We start from the raw sequence: 22,235 nt of genomic DNA on the forward strand, positions 1-22,235 counted from the left end.
CGCGATGATCATTCGCAACGAGGCGGATCTGGCGGAAGGCCTCGGCATCCTGCTTGAGCGGGATCCTCGGCTGCTGCCGATCGCAAAGGGCTGCGGTGCGCTGCCGCTCCGGCTGTCGCCGCCGGGATTTGCCGGGCTCGCCTCGATCATCGTTTCGCAGATGGTATCGCGGGCGAGCGCCGATGCGATCTGGCGGCGGATGACGGCGGTGCTGGGCTTGAGGCCGACAGCGGAGGATTTTCTGGGGCTGCCGCCGGAGGTGATTGCGACCTTCGGCCTGTCCCGCGGCAAGCTCGTGGCGCTGGAGGCAGCGGCGAAGGCCGATCTCTGCGGACCGCTGAGGCTCGACGAACTGGCGGTTTTGCCGGCCGGGCAGGCGATGGCGACGCTGACGGCGCTGAAGGGGGTGGGGCCGTGGACTGCGGAGGTGTACCTGATGTTCTGCGGCGGCCATCCGGACATCTTTCCGGTCGGGGACGTGGCTCTCAGGATTGCCGTCGGGGCGGTGTTCTTTGGCGGCGCGCGGCCGCAGCCTGAAGCGGTCGCCACACTGGCGGAGGCGTGGGCGCCGGTGCGCTCGGTCGCGGCAAGGCTGTTCTGGGCGCATTATGCGGGGCTGACGGGCAGGGTTGCCCTGCCGCGCTGATTGGCCGACCGCCTCGATGTTCGCCAGCCGGAAAGCCTGGAAAACAAGGGGCCTCGACTTCCTGAACAGCCGCGATAAAGCGACGCGGCGCATCCTGAAAATTCAGGCTTCACAATGCTGTAACAACGGACCTAATATAGAAGGGCAGATGCCGAATCGATCAGGAGTACGCCTTGACGATTGCAGTTTCTCCCCAGGCCCTGCCGGCGCTCGTTCTGAATGCCGACTATAGGCCACTGAGTTATTATCCCTTGTCGCTCTGGTCCTGGCAGGACGCGATCAAGGCGGTCTTCCTCGACCGTGTGAACATCATCGCCGAGTATGAACATTCCGTCTGCTCTCCGAGCTTCTCGATGCGGCTGCCGAGCGTGGTCAGCCTCAAGACCTATGTTCAGCCGACGCGGAACCCGGCCTTTACCCGCTTCAATGTGTTCCTGCGCGACAAGTTCGAGTGCCAGTATTGCGGCTCGCCCGACGACCTGACCTTCGACCATGTCATCCCGCGCGCCCATGGCGGCGAGACGACCTGGGAAAATGTCGTGGCGGCCTGCTCGCCCTGCAATCTGCGAAAAGGGTCCAAGCTGCCGAAGCAGGCGCAGATGTTCCCGCACCAGAAGCCCTACCGGCCGACGGTGCAGGACCTGCACAACAACGGACGGCTTTTCCCGCCGAACTACCTGCATGAAAGCTGGGTCGACTATCTCTACTGGGATACCGAACTCCAGCCGTAAGAAACCGACAGCCTGGGCTTTGCCTCAAGGCCGGCCCCGTGACCGACCGGCAGCTTGCACCGCCGGCCGCGTTTGCCGCTTATGCCGCCCGCTTGCGGACAAGGCCCCAGATCGCCAGAGCGGCGAGCGCTGCACTCGTCAGAACGTTCCAGCCGGCGAAGGAGAGGCCAAGCACCCTGAGCGTCGCTTCCGTGCAGGACGGCGCCTTGGTGGCGTTCAGCGCATCGAGCACATTGACCGGCGTGTCGCCGCCGGTGGCGCCGATAGTGCAGCTTACGGGGCCTTCCCAGAACTTCCACTCGACGCCGGCGTGATAGATGCCCATGCCCATGCCGACCAGCATCAGGATCGCGATGGTGGCGATCAGCAGTTTCGTCACGATCGGCGGCAGGCGCAGGATCGAGGAGAGGACGGCGAGAACGCCGACGCCGATGCCGATGTAATAGGGATTGCGCTGCATCAGGCAGAGCGCGCAAGGGATATAGCCGCCGATGTGTTCGAAGCCGAGGGCCGAACCGACGACCAACGCCATGCCTGCCGTCAGCAGGATGGCAAGGGCGGTATCGGAGCGCAGGAAGGAGATGTTGCTGTTCATCGCGATGACTTTCAGAGGATGACCTTGACCAGATAGAAGCCGCCTAGCAGCAGAGCCATGAAGAGGGTGAAAAGAAGGCCTAAATATTTCTCGATGAAGATCCGGATCGGTTCGCCGTACAGCTTCAGGAGAAAGGCGACGAGGAAGAAGCGGGCGGCGCGGCCGATGATGCTGACCACGGTGAAGGTCAGGAAGTTCAGCCCGGTCGCGCCGGAAAAGATCGTCAGAACCTTGTAGGGAAAGGGGGTAACGGCGGCAAATAGCACGCCCCAGCCACCCCAGGTGTTGTACCACTGCGCCACCTGATCGAAGGCATCTTCCTTGCCATAGAAGGCAAGGATCGGCCGGCCGATCGTCTCGAAGAGAAACATGCCGATGGCATAGCCCAGAAAGGCGCCGAGCACGGATGACAGGGTGCAGACGACCGCAAGCCGCAGCCAGCGGTCACGCCTTGCGATCACCATGGGAATCAGCAGGACATCGGGGGGAATGGGAAAGACCGAGCTTTCGATGAAGGAGACGCCGGCAAGCGCTTTTTCGGCATGGCGCGTGCCCGCCAGTGACATGGTCCAGTCGTAGATTCGACGCAGCATGATGAATTCCGTGGCGAGATGTTCCGGCGTTTTATGGGACTGCGCTGCGGCTGTAAATGCTCCGGCTCCGCACGGCGCTCGGCCACGGGAACATTCGTGTGATGAGGGCTTTGCCAAAAAGGCGGTTGACCGAAGCCCAAGCCTTCGTATAGTCCGGCGCTGTCATCCGACGCTCATGTGCCCCGTTGGCGGAATTGGTAGACGCGCCTGACTCAAAATCAGGTTCCGAGAGGAGTGCTGGTTCGATTCCGGCACGGGGCACCACAAATTTTCAGCGTCCCGTTTCTTGATGGATGAATCCGTGATCTTCGATAACCGGTATTGCCAGGGTTTTGGCCATTCGATGTGCGGACATCCGCGCTTGGGGCTCTAAAGGGCCGGGTTCCTATTTCCAAGCGAAACAAACAGAACCGCCGGCGGTCACTGAGCGACAGCCGGCGGTTCTTTGCATTCTGCCATACGGTTTGTGGAAACGCGCTTAGACCAGCGTGGTATCCTCTACGACGAAGTCGAGATAGGTGATGGCGAGGCTTTTCGAGATCGTGGCGAACTGGACGGCGGCGAGGCCGCCTGCGCCGTCGGCATCGTAGAGCAGGGTGCCGGCGGTCTTGTCGTAGATGATGTGGTCATTGGCATCGAGCGCCTGCGTGCCGACGACGAATTCTGCGGCTGACAGCTGGCCTGTGGCAAGGGCGGAGAAGATCGTCTTGTCGAGCACGATCGTGTCATCCACCACCTTGAAATCCTTGATCGCGTCGACGTTCGATGACGAAAGCGCGGTGGAGAAGACGAAGCTGTCCTTGCCATTGCCGCCGGTCAGCGAATCCTTGCCGAGACCACCGTCCAGGCGGTCGTCGCCATTGTTGCCGGTCAAGGTGTTGGATGCAGAATTGCCGATCAACGTGTTGTTGAATTCATTGCCCTTCAGCGAGACGGAGGATGTGCCGGTCGCCTTTACATATTCCACCTCGGAGCCCGCCTGCAACGTGAAGGACGAGGTGGTCAGTACACGGTCATATCCCTCGCCGACAAGCTCGATCACCTTGTCGCCCGAAGCATCCACGTAATAGGTGTCGTTGCCGGCATGGCCATACATGGTGTCGGAGCCCTTCAGGCCGTCGATCGTGTCATTGCCGGTCCCGCCATGCAGGATATTGCTGCTGTTGTTGCCGGTGATGACCTGACCCGTGGGGGAGGTGACGGAGATGGTGAAGCTTTGGGCGGCACTGGCCGCTCCGAGCGCATCGACCACCTTGTACTGGAAGGTGAAATCGCCGGTCGCGCCGGAGGCCGGGGTGTAGGAGAAGGTACCATTGGGATTGAGCGTCAACCCACTGAGCCCGCTGACCAGCGCGTAGCTGATGGCATCGCCCTCGATATCCGTGCCGCTCGGCAGGGTTCCGGCGATAACGGTGTTCACCAAGCCGGAGGCGGCATTGCCGGCGGCCGCTGCCGTCGGCGCGTCGTTGACGGGAACCACGGTGATGACGAAGGCCTGTGTGGCGCTTGTCGCGCCCGAGGGATCACGGACGGCATAGTTGAAGGTGACGGTGCCATTGAAATTGGCGACCGGCACATAGGAGAAGGTGCCGTTGGCATTCAACGTCAGGCCAGGGACGGTGCCAATCTGTAGATAGGTCAGCGTATCACCGTCCACATCGGTGCCGGCCGGGATCGTGCCGGTGATCGTCGTGTCCTCGTTGCCCGAAGCGGCGTTGCCGGCGGCCGCTGCCGTCGGGGCGTCATTGACCGGATTGACGGTGATGGTGAAGGTTTGAGCAGCACTCTGCGCGCCCTTTGCATCCACGACCATATAATTGAAGGTGACCGGGCCGTTGGCATTGCTGCCGGGCTGATAGGAAAAACTACCATTGGCATTCAGTGTCAGGCCGGCCAGCGTCCCGACCTGGACATAGCTCAGCGCATCATTTTCGCCGTCGCTGCCGGCCGGTACGGAGCCGGTAATCAGCGTGTCCTCGTTGCCGCTTGCGGTGTTGCCGGTGGCGGATGCGACGGGCGCCGTGTTCTGCGGGATCACCACATCGGTGGCGAAGCCATAGTCCTGTGCCACAAAAGCGGATTCGCCGACCGGCGTCTTGATGCGGAAGGTTTCGGTATAGCTGCCGTCCTGGACCATCCAGTTGCCGCCGCCGAGATCAACCAGCACGGCTGACGACGAGAAGCCGGTGAAGACGATCGAATCCCCGAGCCCATCGCCCTTGCCCGTGAAGTCTTCGATGACGTCGCCGGCGAATTCGCCCTTGCGCAGAATGAAGGTGTCGTTGCCGCCATCGCCATAGAGCTGGTCGGCGCCTAGCCCGCCTTCGATGAAGTCGTCGCCATCCATGCCGTGGATCTTGTTGATCCCGTCATTGCCCTTCAGCACGTTGGACAGTTCGTTGCCGGTGGCATCGCGGCTGAGATTGCCGGTCAGTGTCAGGTTCTCGAGATTGGCGCCGAGAACATAGGTGAGCGAACTGACGACGGTGTCGAATCCCTGGTTTGCAAGCTCGTTGATCACGTCACCGGTGTGGTCAACGACATAGGTGTCGTTGCCCTTGCCGCCGATCATGGTATCGGCACCACCCTTGCCGTCCAGAATGTTGTTGCCATCATTGCCGATCAAGGTGTTGGCGGAGGCATTGCCGGTGCCGTCAAGATTGCCGGTGCCGAGCAGGACCAGCTTTTCTACCTCGGCCGAGAGGGTGTAGCTGACACTGCTGTAGACCGTGTCGTAGCCGCCGGCACCCGCGTGGTCCTTCTCGACGATCGTGTCGCCGACATTGTCAACGAAATAGGTGTCGTTCCCGTCACCACCCTGCATGATATCGGCGCCGAGGCCGCCGTCCAGGATGTCGGCGCCACCCAGACCTTCCAACTCGTTGTTCAGATTGTTGCCGACGATTTCGTTGCCGAGATCATTGCCGGTGCCGCGGATGGCATTGCCGGTCAGATAAAGATTTTCGACGTTGGCGCCGAGCGTATGGTTGAGTGAGGCAATGACCGTGTCGTTGCCGGCATTCAGCTGCTCGGTCACAACGTCGAGCGAATGGTTGACGATGTAGATGTCATCGCCGCCAAGACCGGCAAAGTTATCGCCGCTCGCCGTGCCGTAAAAGATATCGGCGCCTTCCGTGGCCGAGTGAGGCGGGATGAAGATATCGCCGCTGGCCTCGCCGGTCACTGTGTTACCGTAAACAATGGTGCCGGACGGATTGTCGGCGGTCGAATTGGTCGATTCCTCGCGTATGCCGTAGCGCGCGCGGATCAATCCGTCTGCATAGATTATATTGTCGTAGATCTTCGTGTCTTCGGAATAGTATATCCGGGGCGGGTTGACAGCATCGTCCACCCGCAGGCGAATGTTGATTTCGTCGTAGACGCCAGCGCTTTCCTGGGAGTTGTTGAAGATCGTGCTGTCGTGGATCGTCGTATTGGTCGCACCTTCAATCCGGATGCCTTGACGCATGTTGTCGTGAATGCTGGCACCGATCACGGTAACGCTGTCCGAGAGCTTGATAAGGATGCCTTCGCGCTCGTTGCTGTAATACTCGCCGCCGATGATGGTGATGTTCGCTGGCCAGGGAATATCATTCTGCCCCTCGGGAAAGATATCGGCTCGCTGAGTGACAAGGCCGGCGCCGGCATTGTCATAGGCAATATTGTTTTCCAGCAAGACGTCGTGGCTGCTGGTCGTGATGTTGAATCCATGACGATCATTGTTGTAGGCGATGTTGTCTCTGTAGATCCCGTTCACGACGTAATCGGCAACGAAACCATCCTTGCCGTTATCATGCGAGATGCAGTCTTCGACCAGCAAATCATACGTAATTTCATGCGGGTTGATGCCATAGGCATTGCAATTCATCACCTCAACACCGCGGATGGTGATGTCCTGGTGAATGAGGCCGGTCTCCTCCTTCACGCCCGTGATGATGCCAGCCTGATGCTCGATATTGTTCGCCCGGTTGCCGTCGATCGTCAGGTTCTCAATGACCACATTGCTGACGTTCTCATCGACGGGTGTGCGAACCATGCCGTTGATGCGGGTGTCGAAGTGGTCGACCAGCTTGAGTACGGTGTCACCAATGCCGGCGCCGCTCAGGGTGACGTTGGAGCGGACTTCGATGCAGCCGTCCGAGGAGTTATCGGGATTTCCGGTCATCAAGAAGGTGCCGGCGGGGATATAGACGGTGCCGCCGCCTGCCGCATAGGCCGCATCGATGGCTGCCTGAATGGCTGCACTGTCGACCGTGTCGTCGTCGGGGGTTGCGCCATAGTCCAAGACATTAAAAATTGCCATGTTTTCCCCATCGCCCTCAGGGCCGTTACCTCTCAATTCCTTCGAGTGTAAAAGCGGTAACTGGGAAAGGATATAAATGCAGATCAACGATGGCTGGTTTTATTTGGTCTACGCCGAGTATTATTTGATCCGCTTCAAGGTCAGGGATTTTCCACGCCGCCGGTTGTGCGCATATCGTTGAAATGGGGCGGAACGACCGCGGCTGCCTCCAGATGGCGGCGGGAGGGGGTGCGTTGGTGAAGCCCTGTGTGCGCCGCGAAATCACGGGCGCTGTCTTCCCCGCGAGAGACCAGACGGTAGAGCCTGTCGAGGTGGTCCTCGCAGGGCAGGGGGCTTGCACCCGCCGCAGAGAGGCGGATCGCGAGCCCTGCAAGGGCACCATAGGCATAGAGGTGATATTCATAGGCACGCTCGGCGCGGGCGAGTTCCAGCGGTAGATATCCCTGCTCGTCGATCTGGCAGGCGCCAATGACAAAGGCCTCCTCAGACCAGGACTGCATGTCCTTTTCGCCCAAGATCTCGGCGACCTCGGCGACGGCGATGCCCGCCCAATAGCGGTGGTTGTTGCGGCGAGCTGTCGGCCCGGCCCTGCCATCATAATAGGTCATGGTCTGGCGAGCGAGCGTCGCCAGCCATGTGCGGATTTCGTCTTCGCCACGCAGATCCCGGCCACGGGCCTGCAGCATCATAACGATACCGGCAATGTCAGAGGTGAAGCGGTCGCGGCTCAGATTGGCGTCCGACGTCGCCATCTCGGTCAGGGCGCCGGTTGCGGCCCAGTGGCGCAATGTGGCGATTGTGCAGGTGGCGGTTTCGGCGATCTGGTCGGGGCTGCCGTTGCGGCGCGTTGCGACCACAAGCGAGCGGATGGCACTTGCCACCGGCATCAGCTGGTCCTCCCGGCGTTGGCGGGCAGCCGGATCGATCACCGACTTGGAGGCGATTGCCTGATCAAATTTCGACGCGGTATCCAGTCGACGAGGCAGATCGGGCATTAAAGGGCAGCCACCATCAGGAGGGTTCACTGATGTTTGCCGCGCGATGCCGAACGGTTTCCCGGAGGTCGGAGGCGTCTCCACCGGTTGGCCAAAGGCCTGCCCAGCCATGACCAGCACGGCGCCGAGGCACACGGAGATTCGACGCGCGGTCTGCCTTGCCAACAGGAAACTCCAGAACGAATTTCATGCTGGTATAAAGATGAAGGCTTACCCCACACTTAATCTCATAGTGGAAGATAGACTATTCTTGCCGTTGCCAGATCCCGAAAGACTTAGTTTTTGGCTGTTTCGATCATCAAGCGAGCATCGGCGACAGTGAGCGGGCCGAATTGCTTTGCGGCCTGTGCGGCAAACTTGTTGCCGCCTGCTGCAGAAAGAACCAGGTAGGCCCTGGCGAGGTCATGCTGACCGGTGTCGCTGGCATCGCCGAGCAGGACCAGCGCCAACTGGTACTGTACTTCCGGATCGCCGGCGCGAGCGGCGACTTCCATAAAGGCCAGACCCTTTGCGCGCATTTCGTCCGACGCGCTTGCGCCGAAGACATAATGGGTGCCAAGCGCCAGGTTTGCGGAGGGGATACCAGCCTGCGCCTTTTCCTCAAGAAAGGCCAAAATGCGATCAGACAGCGGGGACTGGCTGATGGCGAGCAGACGCCCGAGTGCTTCATAGGCATCCGGATTGTTGGCGATCGCTGCTTTCTGGTAGAGATCGACAGCCTTTGCCCGTTCGGTCTCGGTCGCTTTCTCTTCGTAGTGCCGGGCTAGCAGGATCTGCGCGCGCACATTGCCTTTCGCGGCCAGTGGTTCAAGCCAAACTAGCAACTTCTCGTCGCCGTTCGCCATGGTGCCAGCAAGGGCCCGATAAGCGCCGGCGGCGTTCAACTGGCCGCTCTTATCAAGCGAGACGGCGCGTTCCAACCAATAGAGGGCCAGTTCCGGCTCTTCACGCCCGGGATGCATCAGAGCTTTGCTGATCTCCAGCATTTTGCGGCTGCGCTGGTCCGAAGGCAATTTGGCGAGCAGTTGGTTGGCATGCTTTGTGTTGCGCTGGACGCCCCAACCCAGCGCATAAGCGAGGGCTGCGTTTTTGGCGGCACTGAGATTGCCTCTGGCGCCCCCCTTTGCATACCAGCTTGCTGCTTCCTTGGGACTTTTAGGGCCGCCAATGCCATATTGGAGGAGGATGCCATAGGCGTTGGCCGCAGCGCTCGACCCGCGCAAGGCCTCGCTGCGCAAGAGGGGCCGAATCTGAGCCGCAGACTTGAACGAGCGCGGCCCGATGCGGACGATGGCGCGGGCAACTTCCCGCACGGCGACGCGGTCGCCGCGCAGGGCAGCCGGCAGGTTGTTCCGCAGTAAGGTCTCGGCACCGGCCGCAAAACTTGCGCTCGCCACTGGTGCGCCCAGTGCAACGGAGAAACCGAGGCCCAAGACCAGAACCATGCGTGCCAGGCGCGAGCCGGTGCGACGAAGGGGCTGTGACAGCATCGCGAACACAGCCTGAGACTTACTGAACGAAACCATTTTCAAGTGCCTTCTGATGCCAGGTTTTTGCGGATTTCGCATCGGACTCGACGCCGAAACCGAGGTCGAGGGCGAGGGCGTATTGGAACATGGCTTCCGCATCGCCTTCTTCTGCGGCCATGCGGGTCCACTGGGTGCTCTTGGCTGCGGAAACCTGCCCATCCAGACCGGACGCGTGGAAGCGGGCGAGAATCTTCATTGCCGCGACATCCTTCCGGGCGGCGGCTTCTTCAAGCAAATGAATTCCTTCTTCGCGATCGGCCCCGGTTCGGGTGGCGAGCAACATGCCGAGGCTGCGCAAGGCTGTGACATTGCCGGCTGTTGCCACAGATTTCAGCGCCTGCAGGGCCTGCGCATCGCCGCCGCCACTCGCAAGACGAGCCAGCTCCGGAACGGCGGTCTGCTCGTCCGCCAAAGCTGCGCGGCGATACCAGTCGATGGCCTCAAGGCGCCGGTCTCCGAGCTTGCCACCGTCGTAGAGCCGAGCGAGCGCCAGGCTCGCCTTTCCGTAGCCGGCTTCGGCACTCTTCAAAAGAAGGCGGGCGGCGCGTTCCGTATCATCGGTTGCCTGTGGCGTGATACCCATAACCGTCTGGGCAAGTGCAAAGATCTGCCGGGGCGAGCGGGCGGTGGCCATTCGCTCCGCCGTGGCCAGAGCGGCAGATGCCGCGTCTTCGTTGCCGAGCAGTCGGTAAAGCCGCGCCTTTTGCGCCAGCGCGTCGCGATCGCAGAGAAGGACGTTCTCCAGGCTGGCGGTAACGCGCGTCAACACCGCCCGATCCGTCGGCAGGGTGGAAAGAGCCTCGTAATTGCCTTGCTCGGCCGCACGGATCAGCCAATCGCTTGCCTGTGCGGCGGTGGCCTTATCCGTCGCCAGCAGGTGCGCGAGCATCAGCATGGCGTCGGCATTGCCGGCAGTTGCCGCACGCTCCAACCGCAGGCGCCCTTCCGGATCGATTGAGGTGATGCTGCCGGATTTCAGCCGGTCGCGCACGATCTCGACATCGGCCACCGGGTCGAAGCTCGCGGTGAGTGTCTGCAGGAGAGCAGCGCTGCGACCGGCATCCTCTCCGAGGCGACCGTTGCGAAGCGCCTGAACCAGCGCAAGACGCCCGGCAACCATGTTCTCACCAGGGGCGCCGGCTGCGTCTATCAGCTCTGCTGCGGTCTTGGTCTCCTTCTTCCCGGCTTTTTCAGCCTCGCCAAGCATAGCGGCGGCACGCTCGATCATGGCGATACGGTCGCCGAGACTGGCCGCCTTTTCGAACAGTGTGGCCGCCTGCGCCTTGTCGCCAGCATCGATGGACAGGCGGGCCAACTTGCGCAGGGCGAGCGGATTGCCTGCCGAGGCGGCCTTGCGCAGCAGTGCCGGCTGGTCGAGGCCGGTTTCCGGCCGGCAGGCGGCGATGTCGGCGAGCGTGGTCGTGACCAGCGTAGAACCAGTTGCCTCGGCCTTCTGAAGATGGGCGACGGCCGGCACGATCCCTGCACCCGATTTCAACAAATAGCGACCATAGAGGGCTTCGGCGTCCGCCGTTCCGTATGCCAGAATGCGCTCATAGATTGCCTTTGCCTTCTGCGGATCGGGTACGGTGCCCTGGCCCGACAGCAGCGCATTTCCGAAGATGTCCAGCGTGAAGATCGAAACATCCGACCGTGCGGTCGCTTGATCCAAGACCTGCTGCAGGGCGCTGAAATCAGCCTTGGCGTTGAAATCACCGCGATGGAGGCGAGCGGCCAACAGGAAGGCATTGGGATCGCCATTGGCCATGGCCAGTTGAAGCCGGTGGCGGACGTCCTGCGTATCAACGCCCGCGATGAGGTCCTGTTCGGCCAGGGCGGCAAGGCCGGCGACCGACCCGGCTTCGACCGCCTGGGACCAAAATCGGCGCGCAGCTTCGGGCTGTGCTTCCACGCCGCGCCCGGCGGCATAGGCTCGGGCAAGTTTGTCAAGGGCGTTGCGATGGCCAGCCTTTGCTGCGACTTCGAACCAGGCCATGGCGCGCCGGGGACCGTCCGGGAGGTTTTTGTCGACAAGAAACTGGCCGAATTCGGCCGCCACGGCACAATCGCCCGAAGCGAGCGCGGTCTGCAGGTTGATCGTCCCGAGATTGGCGAAATGTGCGGCGGCCTCCTCGAACGGGGCGGGCAGGGCGCCGCTTGCATAGAGCGCGGAGAGCTCGAAGGCGGCCATGGGCTCGCCAAATCCCGCGGCGATCCCCAGGTAACGGGGCGCGTCCTCAAGAGGAAGGCCCGGAAGGTCGCCCTTCGCAATCAAACGCCCGAGGGAGAGAGCAGCATCGGTTTCCTGAGACGCGGTGGCTTCGAGGAGCAGATCCGCAGCGCGTTTGCGATCTTGCGGCCCTGCCCGGTCATCGAGCAGCAGCAGAGCCAGTCGCCGCCGCGCCCCGAGTGCAGGGCCCGTGCCCTGGGAGACGAGCGTTTCCAACATGCGCCGCGCGAGAGGCAATTCGCGCGTGACTTCGCTGCCGCCGTCGATGAAGCGGATGGCATCGGCAAAGACCTGCTGTTGAGGAACCGGAACCGGGCCGCCGGTCCAGCCACGCCAGTCGAAGGCAAGCGGCGCCGGGACATCCGGTTCGCGGCAGATGCGCCCATAGTCGAGGGCCGGGGGCGTCGCCGGATAAAGGGCCTCTGCGGTAGGAGTTGCGGCATGGCTGCGCGCGCCAAGGCTGGCCGCCGCCAGCACTGCGGTCGTGAGCACCATTGCGAAGCGGCGGATACGAAACCCTTGCATATTCTGTCCTCCAGTCGCGTTGCTTGCATGCAGTCTTTTCGGCGCGGCAGCCCCTGCAGGGCCGCCATCTGTCCGGTCTTCAGTCTGCGGTGTCGGAGACGATCGCGGCATCCTCGGCCTTCGCGCCGTCACGAACCGCCTTCAGGGTGCGGGCAGCGAGCAGATTTCCGGATCGTGCCGAACGATCAAACCAAATCGATGCCTGTTCCACGTCCTTATCGACCCATTCGCCGGTCAGATATGCGAGGCCGAGCTGATAGGCGGCATTGGGATGATTGCGTTCCGCCGCCTTCTGAAGCCAGGCGATGGCCTGACGGGTATCGCTCTCTGCCTGGGGACGCAGAGCGAATACACGGGAGATCTCATACATTGCGGCGGTGTTGCCGGCATTGGCCGCGCGCTCCAGCCAGTCAAGGCCCGCCTCGCGCGACTGGTTCAGGCCATAGCCGTTCAACAGCATGTGGCCCAGCGCCGCCATGGCCTCCTTGTCTCCGGAATGGGCCGCCGCATACATGCGGCTGGCGGCGGCATCCGGCCGGATCGCCGGGCCGAACCCATTGAGATAATATTCGCCGAGGGCACGCTCGGCTGCTGAGGAACCGCGGGCTGCCTGGGCATTGAGAAGCGCTACGGCTTTGGCGGGATTGCGTCCAGCCGAGGAGAAGGCGAGCCAATCGGCCTCCAGCAATGTGGCTTTCGGCATGCGCATGCCATTCTCCCTGCGCACATCGGCGACCAGCGACGCGGCCTTGCGGGCATCACGCTCGACGCCGATGCCGAGCATATAGGCGCGGGCGAGCAAGAGGCGGGCTTCGGGGTCCTTGGGATTGTCATCGAGAATTTTCTGCAGCACCGCGATGGCGGCCGGCACCTTGTCGCGCTGCATGACCGAAGAAAGATAGCTCGCGGCGAGTGCCGTACGGGCATATTGGGAACCGCTCGCTGCAGCCTTTTCAAGCATCGAAATGGCTGCAGCCGTCTGTTCGGGCGTCACTGCGGTTGCCGATTCCAACCTTCCAAGAGCCACGAGGTCTGCGGGCTCCAGCTCATCTTCCCGAATGTCGGAGAGAAGCGCGTCGGCTTGCTGAAGATGGGCAGGAATGCCGCTGGAAATGAGGAGAGATGCGAGGGCAATCGTGTCAATCGGCGTCTGAATGGCGGATTTGGCCCGTTCCAGTGTGATCCCGTCCAAATTCTGCTGGCGCAGGCGTGCCTGGACCATGGCCAAACCGCCGCGGGGATCTCCGGCATCGATCTGGGCGAGATAGAAGCGATCTGCTTCTTCCCGTTCGCCAGGATCACGCGAGGCGGCCCGCATTTCGGCCAACTCCCAGTCTGCGCGTTCGACGGCGTGCTCACTTGCCTGGATGAACCAGCGTTTGGCAAAGCTGTCGCTGCGTGCCAGTTGATCGCCTTGGCGGTAGAGCTGGCCGAGCCGCAGCATGGCTTGACCGACATTGTCGTCCGTTGCCTTGAACAGCAGGCGTATTGCCTGATTGCGACTGAGCACTGCTTCCGACATCCGCCCATCCAGGGCCAGACTGGCAATGGTGAAATTGGAAAATCCGACGCTGACGAACGGGGTTTTTCGCAGGCTTTCAATAAGGGCGCGCGCGATAGCGTCTGGCAGGGGGCGTCCATTCGCTTCAAGCCACGCATTGTAGGCGAGCGCGGCGACGCTGCGACCGGCCAGCGCCTGTTTTTCCAACAGCGGCAGAAGAACCTTGCCAATTACCTCGGACTCGGCCGAGTGCCAGTTTTGGTTGGCGAGATTGGCCAAGGCGTCCGGATCGTCGGCAATGGGTTCGAGCGCTGCCATGATCAGCTTTTCACGCTCTTCGGGCGCTCCCTTGAAGGCCAGTGCAATCTTCAGGTCCAGGTTCGACAATTCGACCGAGGCCGTGCGCACATCGGCTTCACTTGCCCGCTGCAGCCACCAACGGGCTTCGGCGTTCGAGACGGGCATGTTCGTCTGGGCGATCACCGCGCGACCAAGTGCCAGGGCCGCATTGCGGCCGCCGGCGCGGGCGGCCTGGCGGAAGAGATCGGCGGCGCGGACCGGGTCTGCCTCGATATTGAGACCCAGAAGATACTGTTCCGCGAGTTGCTCGACGGCGCCCACCGGATCGTCTTGAGCCGCCCGTTCCAGCCATTTCATGGCCTTATGCGGATCACGGTCGGCCAGAAGACCATCTGCATAGAAATGGAACAGCGACTGGGCGGCCGGGGCCTGCCCCTCTTCGGCACGCTGGGTGAGACGGGTGAGGACCGCCTGTTTGAGCGTGTCACCCACCGGGACCCCAGCCGCGTCGAGATCCCTCACGGCTCCGGCGCTTCCGAGCATTGCAGCCGCTTCGAGCCTCGGGATTGCCTGCTCCAGAGGCATGTGGCGGTTGTCTATGGCATCGATGGCGAGCAGATAGGTCGCATCGCCGTTGCCCTCGAGTGCCAGGGACTGCAGCGCAGGTTCTATCGTGGAAAAACCTTGGCCGCCCGAGGTGCGCATCAACAGTCGTCCGAGAGAGACGATGACGGCGGGCGAGCCGTCACCAAGCTCGATCGCCCGGCGATAGGCGGCGATCGCTGCGTTGCGATCGGCCTTGCGGATCGGGTTGTCGGCGCTGAAGATGAGGCCGTCCCGGTAGAGGTCGCCCAGTTGCCGCTGATCCTGGGGTGTCATGCTGCGCGAAAGCGTCTCCACCAGAGCCTGCTCTGCGGCGAAGCGCTCGGCGAGACCCGTTTCCTCGGCTGCGACTGCGGACTGAAGCAGGCCGAGGAGCGCGAGACCGACGGCGAAGATTTTTGCAAGGCCTGTCATGGCTGCCCCCAGAAACAAGTCGAATTTCCACCAATGAATTCATCAATCAGAGGCCGTCGTGCCACGATCTGCCGCGAAAAGAGGTCCTTCAGCCGATCAAAGGCGAGGCCGTGACCTGAAAGAATGGCCGCTTCGGCCCAGCCCATGTAGTGCCGTCCGTGACCACGGGTCTCAAGGAAGCCGAGTTCCAATTGGTGGAAGTCCTTTTCAGGCCCCGGAATGTGGTTTTCGGCAGAATAGACGGCGACCAGGATCGGCGAGGCTATGCCGTTCAGAAGCGCACCGAGCAAGGTGGCGTAGGAGCGCCCTTCGGGCGAGGTGCGGCTGTAGAGATCAAAGCCCTGGCCGCGCGCCGTCTCCGCCATGACGGTCAGGCTTGAGAGTGTCTGGCGCTGATACCAAAGGGCACGGGCGCCCCGCCTTGCCTCAAGGGCCAGGGTTCCATCCGGTCTGACGTCGTGAAGAACCGTTTCGTACCTCGCCAGACCCTTTTCCATCATGGCCTTGTTGCCGGTCTGGGCGCCCCAGACGGCAAGCACACTGTCGGCGAGGACCCGGTGGTTGTTGTGGTCGACATCCCCATCGAACGTGTGGTCGATCTTGCGGACCAGGCCGTCGATCCAGGTGCGTAGGCGGCCTGCCTGTTCGGCCTCCAGGCCGGGCTCGAGAATGGCATAGGCGACGCTCAGCGGCAGCAATTGCCGTTTCAGTGCATAATAGGCATCGTTGATCTCTTCCGTTTCGGTGAAGGCTGCGGCGGCTGCCCAGCGGTCAAGCAGGTCACCCAGGCGGCTGCGGGCACCGGCGTCGCCGGCGAGAGCCCGACCGGAGAGCACCATCACGGCCCAGGAGAAATCCTCAGCCGAGGTGTCGGAGCCGTATCCTTCGGTGGTTGCCAGCTTGCGGATCGGTTTCAGCTTTTCCCAGGCGGGATCGATGGCGACCGCGAGGCAGAGCGCGCGAATGTCTCTGTAGGCGTCGGTCCGGAGGGTGTTGGCCCGGCTCTCGACATCGAAGAGGCCTGCCCAGCTTGCGGCCATGGCGGGAAGCGCGAGGCCCAGCGACAGGCAGGCCGCAGACATAAGTGAAAAGAGCCTAGCCATCCCGCGCTGCCTCGCCGATCGCGGCCGGTGTCGGGGACAGCATCATCCCGGTGCAGATGGTGCGCTTGCGCGGCGGATGCGGCCATTCGCCGAACCTGCAGCTTTGTACGGCCTCTTCCGGCTCACAGCTGTTGTCGGTAAGGAGCGCCGATGTCTCGCGCAGGCGCAGCAGGAAGGGGGAGAGCTGGCGCAGGTCTCCAGCGAAGATGTTGTCGCGCTGGCGACGATACATGTTGCCATCGAGCTGAAGCTGGGCAGCACCAGCCACATTGATGGCGTCCGCGTTCTCGGAGAAGGCATTGCCGCTGATGACGGCCGTGACCAGCGTCTGATAGGGATCGAGCTCGAAATTGCGGGTCTTGCCTTCCGGCGACTGGCGCAGGTCGGCGACATATATGTCGGCGCCGCTTTGTGTGTTGGCCTCAATGCGGTTGTCATACATGCCGACATCGGCGCTGTTGCGGATCTTGATGCCTGCGCGCCGGTTGCGGCTCAGATCATTGGCCGCAGCGATATTGCAGCCGCTTTCGTAGAAGGTGAGGCCGTCGCCCTCGTTGGCCACTGCCGTGTTGGCATAGACGATGTTGCGCACACTGGTGCGGTCGAGCATGATGCCCGAGCCTTTGTTGTGGACGGAAACATTGCCGACGATGAAACTGTCATCGACTTCGCGCGAGACGATGATGCCGTGCTTTTTCTGCGAGCCATAGGCGGTATTCAGTGCGATCAGCAGGTGACGCGACCGGTCATGCGGGTCGATGCCATAGATGATGTTGTCGCGATACTCGTTGCCAATCACGCGGACATGGTCGACTTCATAGCTGTAATAGCCATAGCGCAGGTTCTCGAAGCTGTTGTCGACGATGTTGCCGGTGGGCCGGTTGTCGTCGAAGGCATAGAGCGACTGGACGGCGGCGCCGCTGGACTGGGTGAGGCCGAAGGCCTTGCTGCTGTCGTAGCCCAACATGGCAAGGCGGCTGCCGGCGATCTGGATGTCGCTGCCGCCCCAGGCGGTGATGAATGGGCGGAAATTCGCGCGGGTCTTGTCGGTTGCGATGGCGGGGCGGGCGCCAATCTCGTCATAGCCGATGATTTCTGCATCCTGGACGACGAGGCGTCCGGCGACGGCGATGAAGGTGCCGGACTGGGCGCCGAGCTTGTACTGGCTGAATTCCGCGCCTGACATCAAAAGCGTCGCACCGGGCAGGACGATGATGGGCACGCGGACCAGAAGGGTATCGCCCTCAACGGAGAGGAGGCGGCGCGCGGTGGTTTCCGGGAGGTCGCGCAGGAGAGTGCCGAGCGTCACGACACCCTTTTCGACGGCGATGTAACGCGGCCAGGTCATCTGCTGGGAGATCTGGACCTGATGGATGGCAGCCTCGCCGCCGGTGCTGAGCTTGAAGGCCTCAAGGCTGAAGGGACTGAAGCCGAGGATTGCGAGGTGGCCGACGCCCCCGGCCGGGGCGGGAACGCGGCTCCGCAGCATGGCTGCGTCATGTTCGAAAATGTTCGGCATCTGAATGCCGGGGAGTGCCCTTGTCGAGGGTGCCGGGGCGACAATTTGATGGCGGCCGATCGCGAAATCGGCCGGTTGGCCCGCTGCCGCCGGCGTGGTCACCGCCAAGGGATCGATCTGGGGATCGTTCAGCCATCCCTTGACGTCGAGCGTTTTGGCGCGGGCCTCTGCCATCCGGCGCAGGGCGGGGATGCGGGCCTGCCAAGGGAGGTTGGCGATACTGGAGACGAAGGTCTCGACTTCTCCGGTTTTCTCGAAGGATGCATAGGCCAGATCCGCACGCAGGGTTGCAGCGAGATCGGCCGGCAGGCGGGGCAGTCGGCGTTCTGCCGGTTCTAGAGCGCCCTGCTTCACCAGGAGATCGGCAATTTCGCTTTCGGCCTCTCGGCGGGCGCCCGGATCGCCAATGGCGTCGAGCAGGCTGTCTGCACGGGCGAGCTCGCCGATCCGGGCGAAGGCAACGGCAATTTCGGCGCGGCTGTCATCGACGTCCTTGCCGTTGGCGAGGAGAGCAACCGCCTCGTCCAGGATCTCCCGGGCGGAGGCCTTACCCTCGGTGGCGAGCGCGATCTCGATCAGGATGCGGCAGCGGGTTTCGTCGCCGGCGGCCTGGATCAGAAAATCGCGGGCAAGGCCCATATCGCCCTTCTCGATGGCATGTTCGGCGAGCGCTTCGAGAACCCGGTCTCGATCCGCTCCCGGGTTGATCTTGGCGAGATTTGCAGTCGCCTCCTGCGTTTTGCCGCGTTTCACGAAGGCACGGGCAATGGCAGAGCGGGCATAGCTTTGATCTTCCTGACGCGAGATTTCCGCCAGCAGTTCGTTCGCATCGTCCAGCCGGTCGTCATCGGCGAAACCTTTGACCAGGCGGGATATTGCGAGGGACCGCTCATTGCCCTGCGGGAGCGCCCGGGCGAGGGTTTGCGCAGGCCCGAATTCCGCGAAGGCCGCCAGGGCCGCGACGAGGTTGGCCGTGGCATTGGGGTCATCGAGTTTCAGGGCGACATCCTGAAGCAGGATCTCGCGGCCGGCGTCGATATAACCCTGACGGCGGAGATCCTTGGCAATTGCGATATCGGCATCGACACGCGCCTTGGCTGTCAAAAGCAAGGGGACGATTTCGCGGGCGCGCAAGGCCTTGCTGCGTTCGATCCGGACATCGATCAGCTGGCGCAGTGCCTTGTTCTGATCGCGGTCACGCGACATGGATTTTGCCGTGCGCAGTGCGAGCGCATCGTCGCGCTTGTCGAGCGCCATGCGCAGGATGTTGTCGAGGAATTCGACGCGCACATCCTCATCACGGTCGAGTGCCTGGGCAAGCAAAAGGGCGCGTGCCGGGTCTTTGGCGGCGAGCGCTGCTTCGATGAGCGTCTTCAGCGCATCTCTGGACGGGTTGACCATGCCTTCGGCGGCCAGCGCATCGAGGGCGACCGTCTGATACATTTCGGCGCGGGTGCGGGCGAGGACAACGGAATTGGTGGCGATCTCAAGAATGCCTTCCGGCAGCTTGCCAGACGGAAAAACCAAGACTGCGGCCCGCAGGGCCCCGTCGCGTGTCGCATCCCGGTCGATCCCGCGTGCTTCCTCTATGGCGAGAGTCGCCAGGCGTTCGGCCTCCTCGCCCTGTCCGGTGCGGACATGGGCTGCGGCGAGCGCGCTCCACCCTGCCGAGCGGTAAGCCGGATCCCTGATGGCTTCCATTGCGGCCTTGGCGTCAAGGTCCGCCTGAAGGCCGGCATCGCCGGGGCCGATCAGCGCTGCTAAGGCCTCGACGAGGCTGAGGCGAAGGACATCGGGGAGGATGGCCTGGGCCGCGAGGTCCATCAAGGCTTTCTTCGCTCCGGCATCCGCCTGATCATTGCGGCCAAGCCCTTCCAGAACACCGATCGCATCCACCGCCTCGCTCAGCAGGCGGACCCGTGCCTGAGGGTCCCGCTCGGAATCCAGCTTCACAATGCCCTCGGTCACGATGGTGCGTGCCATGTCCACTTCACTCTCGATGGATGCGGAGGCTGGTGCGGCAAAGGCCAGGTAACCTGTGAGCAAAAGGAGGCACAGGCGGGTTCCGTCGGGGCGGAGGGATAGCGTGGCCATCAGCCCACCTTTCTTTGCTGGGCAAGGCTTCCTGCCTCTTCCACGGCACGCGTGACACTCAGCATCAGGATGGCAGCCTGTTCGCCGGGATTGCGCAGGATGAGTTTCTGGGCCGCCCGGAGATCGAGGCCAAAACCGTGAGCCAGGATCGTTTCGGCACCTGGCTCGCCGAACACAGCCTCGCCGGACAACATCACGATGCTGACCGAGGCAGGTGTTTCGTCCCGTTCCAGGTCCAGCGTGGCACCCGGCAGGATATCGATGCGTTCGACACGGAAACCCGGTCCCTCTTCGAGCAGACGGCGGCTTCCGCCCGACTGCTGGCGAACGAGGTGGCTGTCAGCCGCAGAATGGCCGAGCTTCGCCAGATGCTGGGCGACAAACTTCACATCCTGGGACTGGGCGCGCGAGGCGACGAGCAGGACATCATCCGTGTCGACGACGACGATGTTGGAGAGGCCGATAACGGAGATCAGGCGGCGCGAACCGCTGATATAGCTGCGGCGGACGTCGCGCAGCAGGACGTCGCCTTTGAGAACATTTTCCTCGCCATTGCGCTGGCCGGTTTCCCAGAGCGCTTCGAAGGAGCCGAGATCGTTCCATTCCGGCGAGACCGGAAGGACGCCGAGCCGGGACGAATGCTCCATCACAGCGTGGTCGATGGATATTTCCGGGGCTGCGGCAAAAGTTTGCGATAGGCTGAGGCTGTTGTCCGAGCGGTTTGCCTCGGCGATACTGGCGTCGACGGCGGCGAGGACCTCTGGCGCGTGGTCCGCCAATTCCGCAAGGATGGTATCGGCGCGGAACATGAAGATGCCGCTGTTCCAGGTGTGGCGGCCATCGGCGACGAGGCGGGAGGCAAGGTCAAAGTTCGGCTTTTCGACGAAGCTGAGGACCTTCATCACATCGCCTGCGCCGTCGGCCTCGGCTTCGATATAGCCGAAGCCCGTTTCGGGCGCGGTCGGCCGGATACCGAAAAGGGCGATGCCACCCTGCTGCACGAAGAGCAGGGCGGCACGATACGCATCCTGCAAACGGTCGGGACGACCGATGCGGTGGTCGCTCGGCACCACCAGCAGAACGGCGTCGGGATCTTCAGCCACAAGGACCCGTGCTGCGGCCGCAATGGCGGGTGCCGTGGAACGCATTGCGGGTTCGACGAGCACGAGCGGACGTCCAGCCGGATGGTCAATCTGCTGCAGTTCGAACTGGACGCGGGGTTCCTGCAGCGTGTTGACGAGCACCGTGGCGCGCCCGAACTCTTCATCACGGAAGCGGGCCAGCGTGTCCTGGAACAGCGAACGCTCACCCCCCAGGGTCTGGAACTGCTTGGGCTCCAGACGGCGGGAGAGGGGCCAAAGCCGCGTGCCCGAGCCGCCGCAGAGAATGACGGGACGGATTCGGGTCATGGCTTGATCTCCTCAGCCACCGCCTGCGCGGCTGTTTCAGCGCCGAATGCGGCGGCAGCGGTGTGGACGAGGCGGCCGATGGCGCTCTCGGAGAAGAGATCGAAGCGGACTTCGACCGGCTGGCCGATCATGTCGGTCGACAGGGTCTTTTTCGGTGCGATGAGCACGGTCAGCGGATCGCGCGGGAGATCCGACTGCGATCCGCCCTTGCCGGGAAGCCAGAGGATTTCGGCATCGTCGACATGGGTGCCGTCGGGATAGACGAGCGAGGCTGTCTTCACGCCGTAGAGGCTCATCAGCTTGTTATCGCTGACAGCTGCCGAAACGACGATCGGGGCATCGGCGCGCATCAGCCGGACGACCGGATCGCCGGTGCGGACAAAATCGCCGCTGGCAAAGCGCTGTTCGGTCTGCACGCAGTCGCAGGGGGATTCCACCGTGATGGGATCGCCGACAGCGGGATTGACCGTGATCAACGGTTCGCCGAAGGCGAGTTGCGCCTTCTCGTTGAGGAAAGTGATGCGGCCAACGGCCGGGGCGGCGACATTGACTGTCTTGGCGGCAATGCTCGCGCTTTCCGGGCGCACGACATAGAGTTCGTCATAGACATTCGCCGAGAGGAAGGCGACAAGGGCTGCACCTATGGCGGCAACACCTGCGGTGGCCGCCACGCGGCGGCCCAATTGAGCAATGCGGCCTCCAGTCGACAGGCGCGGCGGTGCGGGCACCTGTTTGGAGCGGACCATGTCGGTGCGGCGAGCGACATCCAGCACATCGCCGGCCCTCACAACTTCACCTGCGATGATGGCGTCGGTCATGTAGCTCAGGAGACTGATCTGGCTGTCCTCAAGAGCGCTGAAGACCAGACTGGTGCGGCCCTCGCCATCGGTTGCATACAGCACCTCGGAGGGGACGTGCGTCAGGCTGAAGTGATAGCCACTGAAAGGGATGGTAAGGTGCGCCATCACCTTCTTTCCGGCCGAGAAACCCTTGGCGTTGATGGCGAAGCCATTCATTGACCAGTCGTGCACGTCGTATTCCCGCCCGTCGATCGTGGCCTTCATGGGGAGCCTGTAGCGGGGGTGCTGACGCTGCAGTTCAGCTTCGTAAGATATGCCTCTCATGATCGAGACTCCGTTTCGTGT

At 62.6% G+C, this 22,235-nt stretch carries 13 protein-coding genes and 1 tRNA gene; 3 read left to right on the top strand and 11 right to left on the bottom strand.

The genetic code is table 11. The annotated features are described in order from the left end of the window. Positions 1–4: 4 nt before the first annotated feature. A complete protein-coding gene (locus ASE36_RS17330; RefSeq protein ID WP_062282560.1) occupies positions 5–646 on the top strand; it encodes a DNA-3-methyladenine glycosylase family protein in 642 nt (213 codons plus the stop codon). A 173-nt stretch (positions 647–819) separates the two neighbouring features. After that, a complete protein-coding gene (locus ASE36_RS17335; RefSeq protein ID WP_062282563.1) occupies positions 820–1,377 on the top strand; it encodes an HNH endonuclease in 558 nt (185 codons plus the stop codon). A 79-nt stretch (positions 1,378–1,456) separates the two neighbouring features. Here the strand turns inward: ASE36_RS17335 and ASE36_RS17340 are convergent, their stop codons facing one another. Next, positions 1,457–1,972 carry a disulfide bond formation protein B gene (locus ASE36_RS17340; RefSeq protein ID WP_062282566.1) on the bottom strand — a complete coding sequence of 172 codons (516 nt, stop codon included), beginning with the start codon at positions 1,970–1,972 and terminating at the stop codon, positions 1,457–1,459. Between the two features lie 11 nt (positions 1,973–1,983). Next, entirely contained in the window at positions 1,984–2,565 is a 582-nt protein-coding gene (locus tag ASE36_RS17345) for a YqaA family protein (protein ID WP_062282569.1), read from the bottom strand. 179 nt (positions 2,566–2,744) lie between these two features. Between ASE36_RS17345 and ASE36_RS17350 the strand changes: the two genes are divergently transcribed. Further along, positions 2,745–2,829, top strand: a tRNA-Leu gene (locus ASE36_RS17350). 214 nt (positions 2,830–3,043) lie between these two features. Here ASE36_RS17350 and ASE36_RS17355 read toward each other — a convergent pair. The 9 genes from ASE36_RS17355 to ASE36_RS17395 form a co-directional block, all read right to left on the bottom strand. Continuing rightward, entirely contained in the window at positions 3,044–6,868 is a 3,825-nt protein-coding gene (locus ASE36_RS17355) for a tandem-95 repeat protein (protein ID WP_062282572.1), read from the bottom strand. A gap of 140 nt (positions 6,869–7,008) precedes the next feature. Further along, a complete protein-coding gene (locus ASE36_RS17360; protein ID WP_062282575.1) occupies positions 7,009–7,863 on the bottom strand; it encodes an alginate lyase family protein in 855 nt (284 codons plus the stop codon). 275 nt (positions 7,864–8,138) lie between these two features. Further along, positions 8,139–9,353, bottom strand: a complete 1,215-nt coding sequence (locus ASE36_RS17365; protein WP_156378698.1) for a tetratricopeptide repeat protein — start codon at positions 9,351–9,353, stop codon at positions 8,139–8,141. 19 nt (positions 9,354–9,372) lie between these two features. Further along, positions 9,373–12,147 (bottom strand): tetratricopeptide repeat protein, encoded by a 2,775-nt coding sequence (locus tag ASE36_RS17370; protein WP_062282581.1) that lies wholly within the window; start codon positions 12,145–12,147, stop codon positions 9,373–9,375. Between the two features lie 79 nt (positions 12,148–12,226). Next, the gene (locus ASE36_RS17375) at positions 12,227–14,965 is read right to left on the bottom strand and encodes a tetratricopeptide repeat protein (RefSeq protein ID WP_062282584.1); all 2,739 of its coding nucleotides are present in this window, start codon (positions 14,963–14,965) and stop codon (positions 12,227–12,229) included. Beyond that, positions 14,962–16,068 carry an alginate lyase family protein gene (locus ASE36_RS17380; protein ID WP_062282587.1) on the bottom strand — a complete coding sequence of 369 codons (1,107 nt, stop codon included), beginning with the start codon at positions 16,066–16,068 and terminating at the stop codon, positions 14,962–14,964. Before ASE36_RS17380 ends, ASE36_RS17375 begins: the two co-directional genes overlap by 4 nt. Further along, on the bottom strand, positions 16,061–19,681 hold the full coding sequence (locus ASE36_RS17385) for a NosD domain-containing protein (protein WP_062282590.1): 3,621 nt from the start codon (positions 19,679–19,681) through the stop codon (positions 16,061–16,063). Before ASE36_RS17385 ends, ASE36_RS17380 begins: the two co-directional genes overlap by 8 nt. Continuing rightward, positions 19,681–21,090, bottom strand: coding sequence for a mannose-1-phosphate guanylyltransferase (locus ASE36_RS17390; RefSeq protein WP_062282592.1), 1,410 nt, complete (start codon positions 21,088–21,090; stop codon positions 19,681–19,683). The genes ASE36_RS17385 and ASE36_RS17390 overlap by 1 nt, the downstream gene beginning before the upstream one ends. Next, positions 21,087–22,214 (bottom strand): hypothetical protein, encoded by a 1,128-nt coding sequence (locus ASE36_RS17395; protein WP_156378700.1) that lies wholly within the window; start codon positions 22,212–22,214, stop codon positions 21,087–21,089. The genes ASE36_RS17390 and ASE36_RS17395 overlap by 4 nt, the downstream gene beginning before the upstream one ends. Positions 22,215–22,235 lie beyond the last annotated feature (21 nt).

It is taken from the genome of Rhizobium sp. Root274 (genome assembly GCF_001429245.1).
Taxonomy (GTDB): domain Bacteria; phylum Pseudomonadota; class Alphaproteobacteria; order Rhizobiales; family Rhizobiaceae; genus Allorhizobium.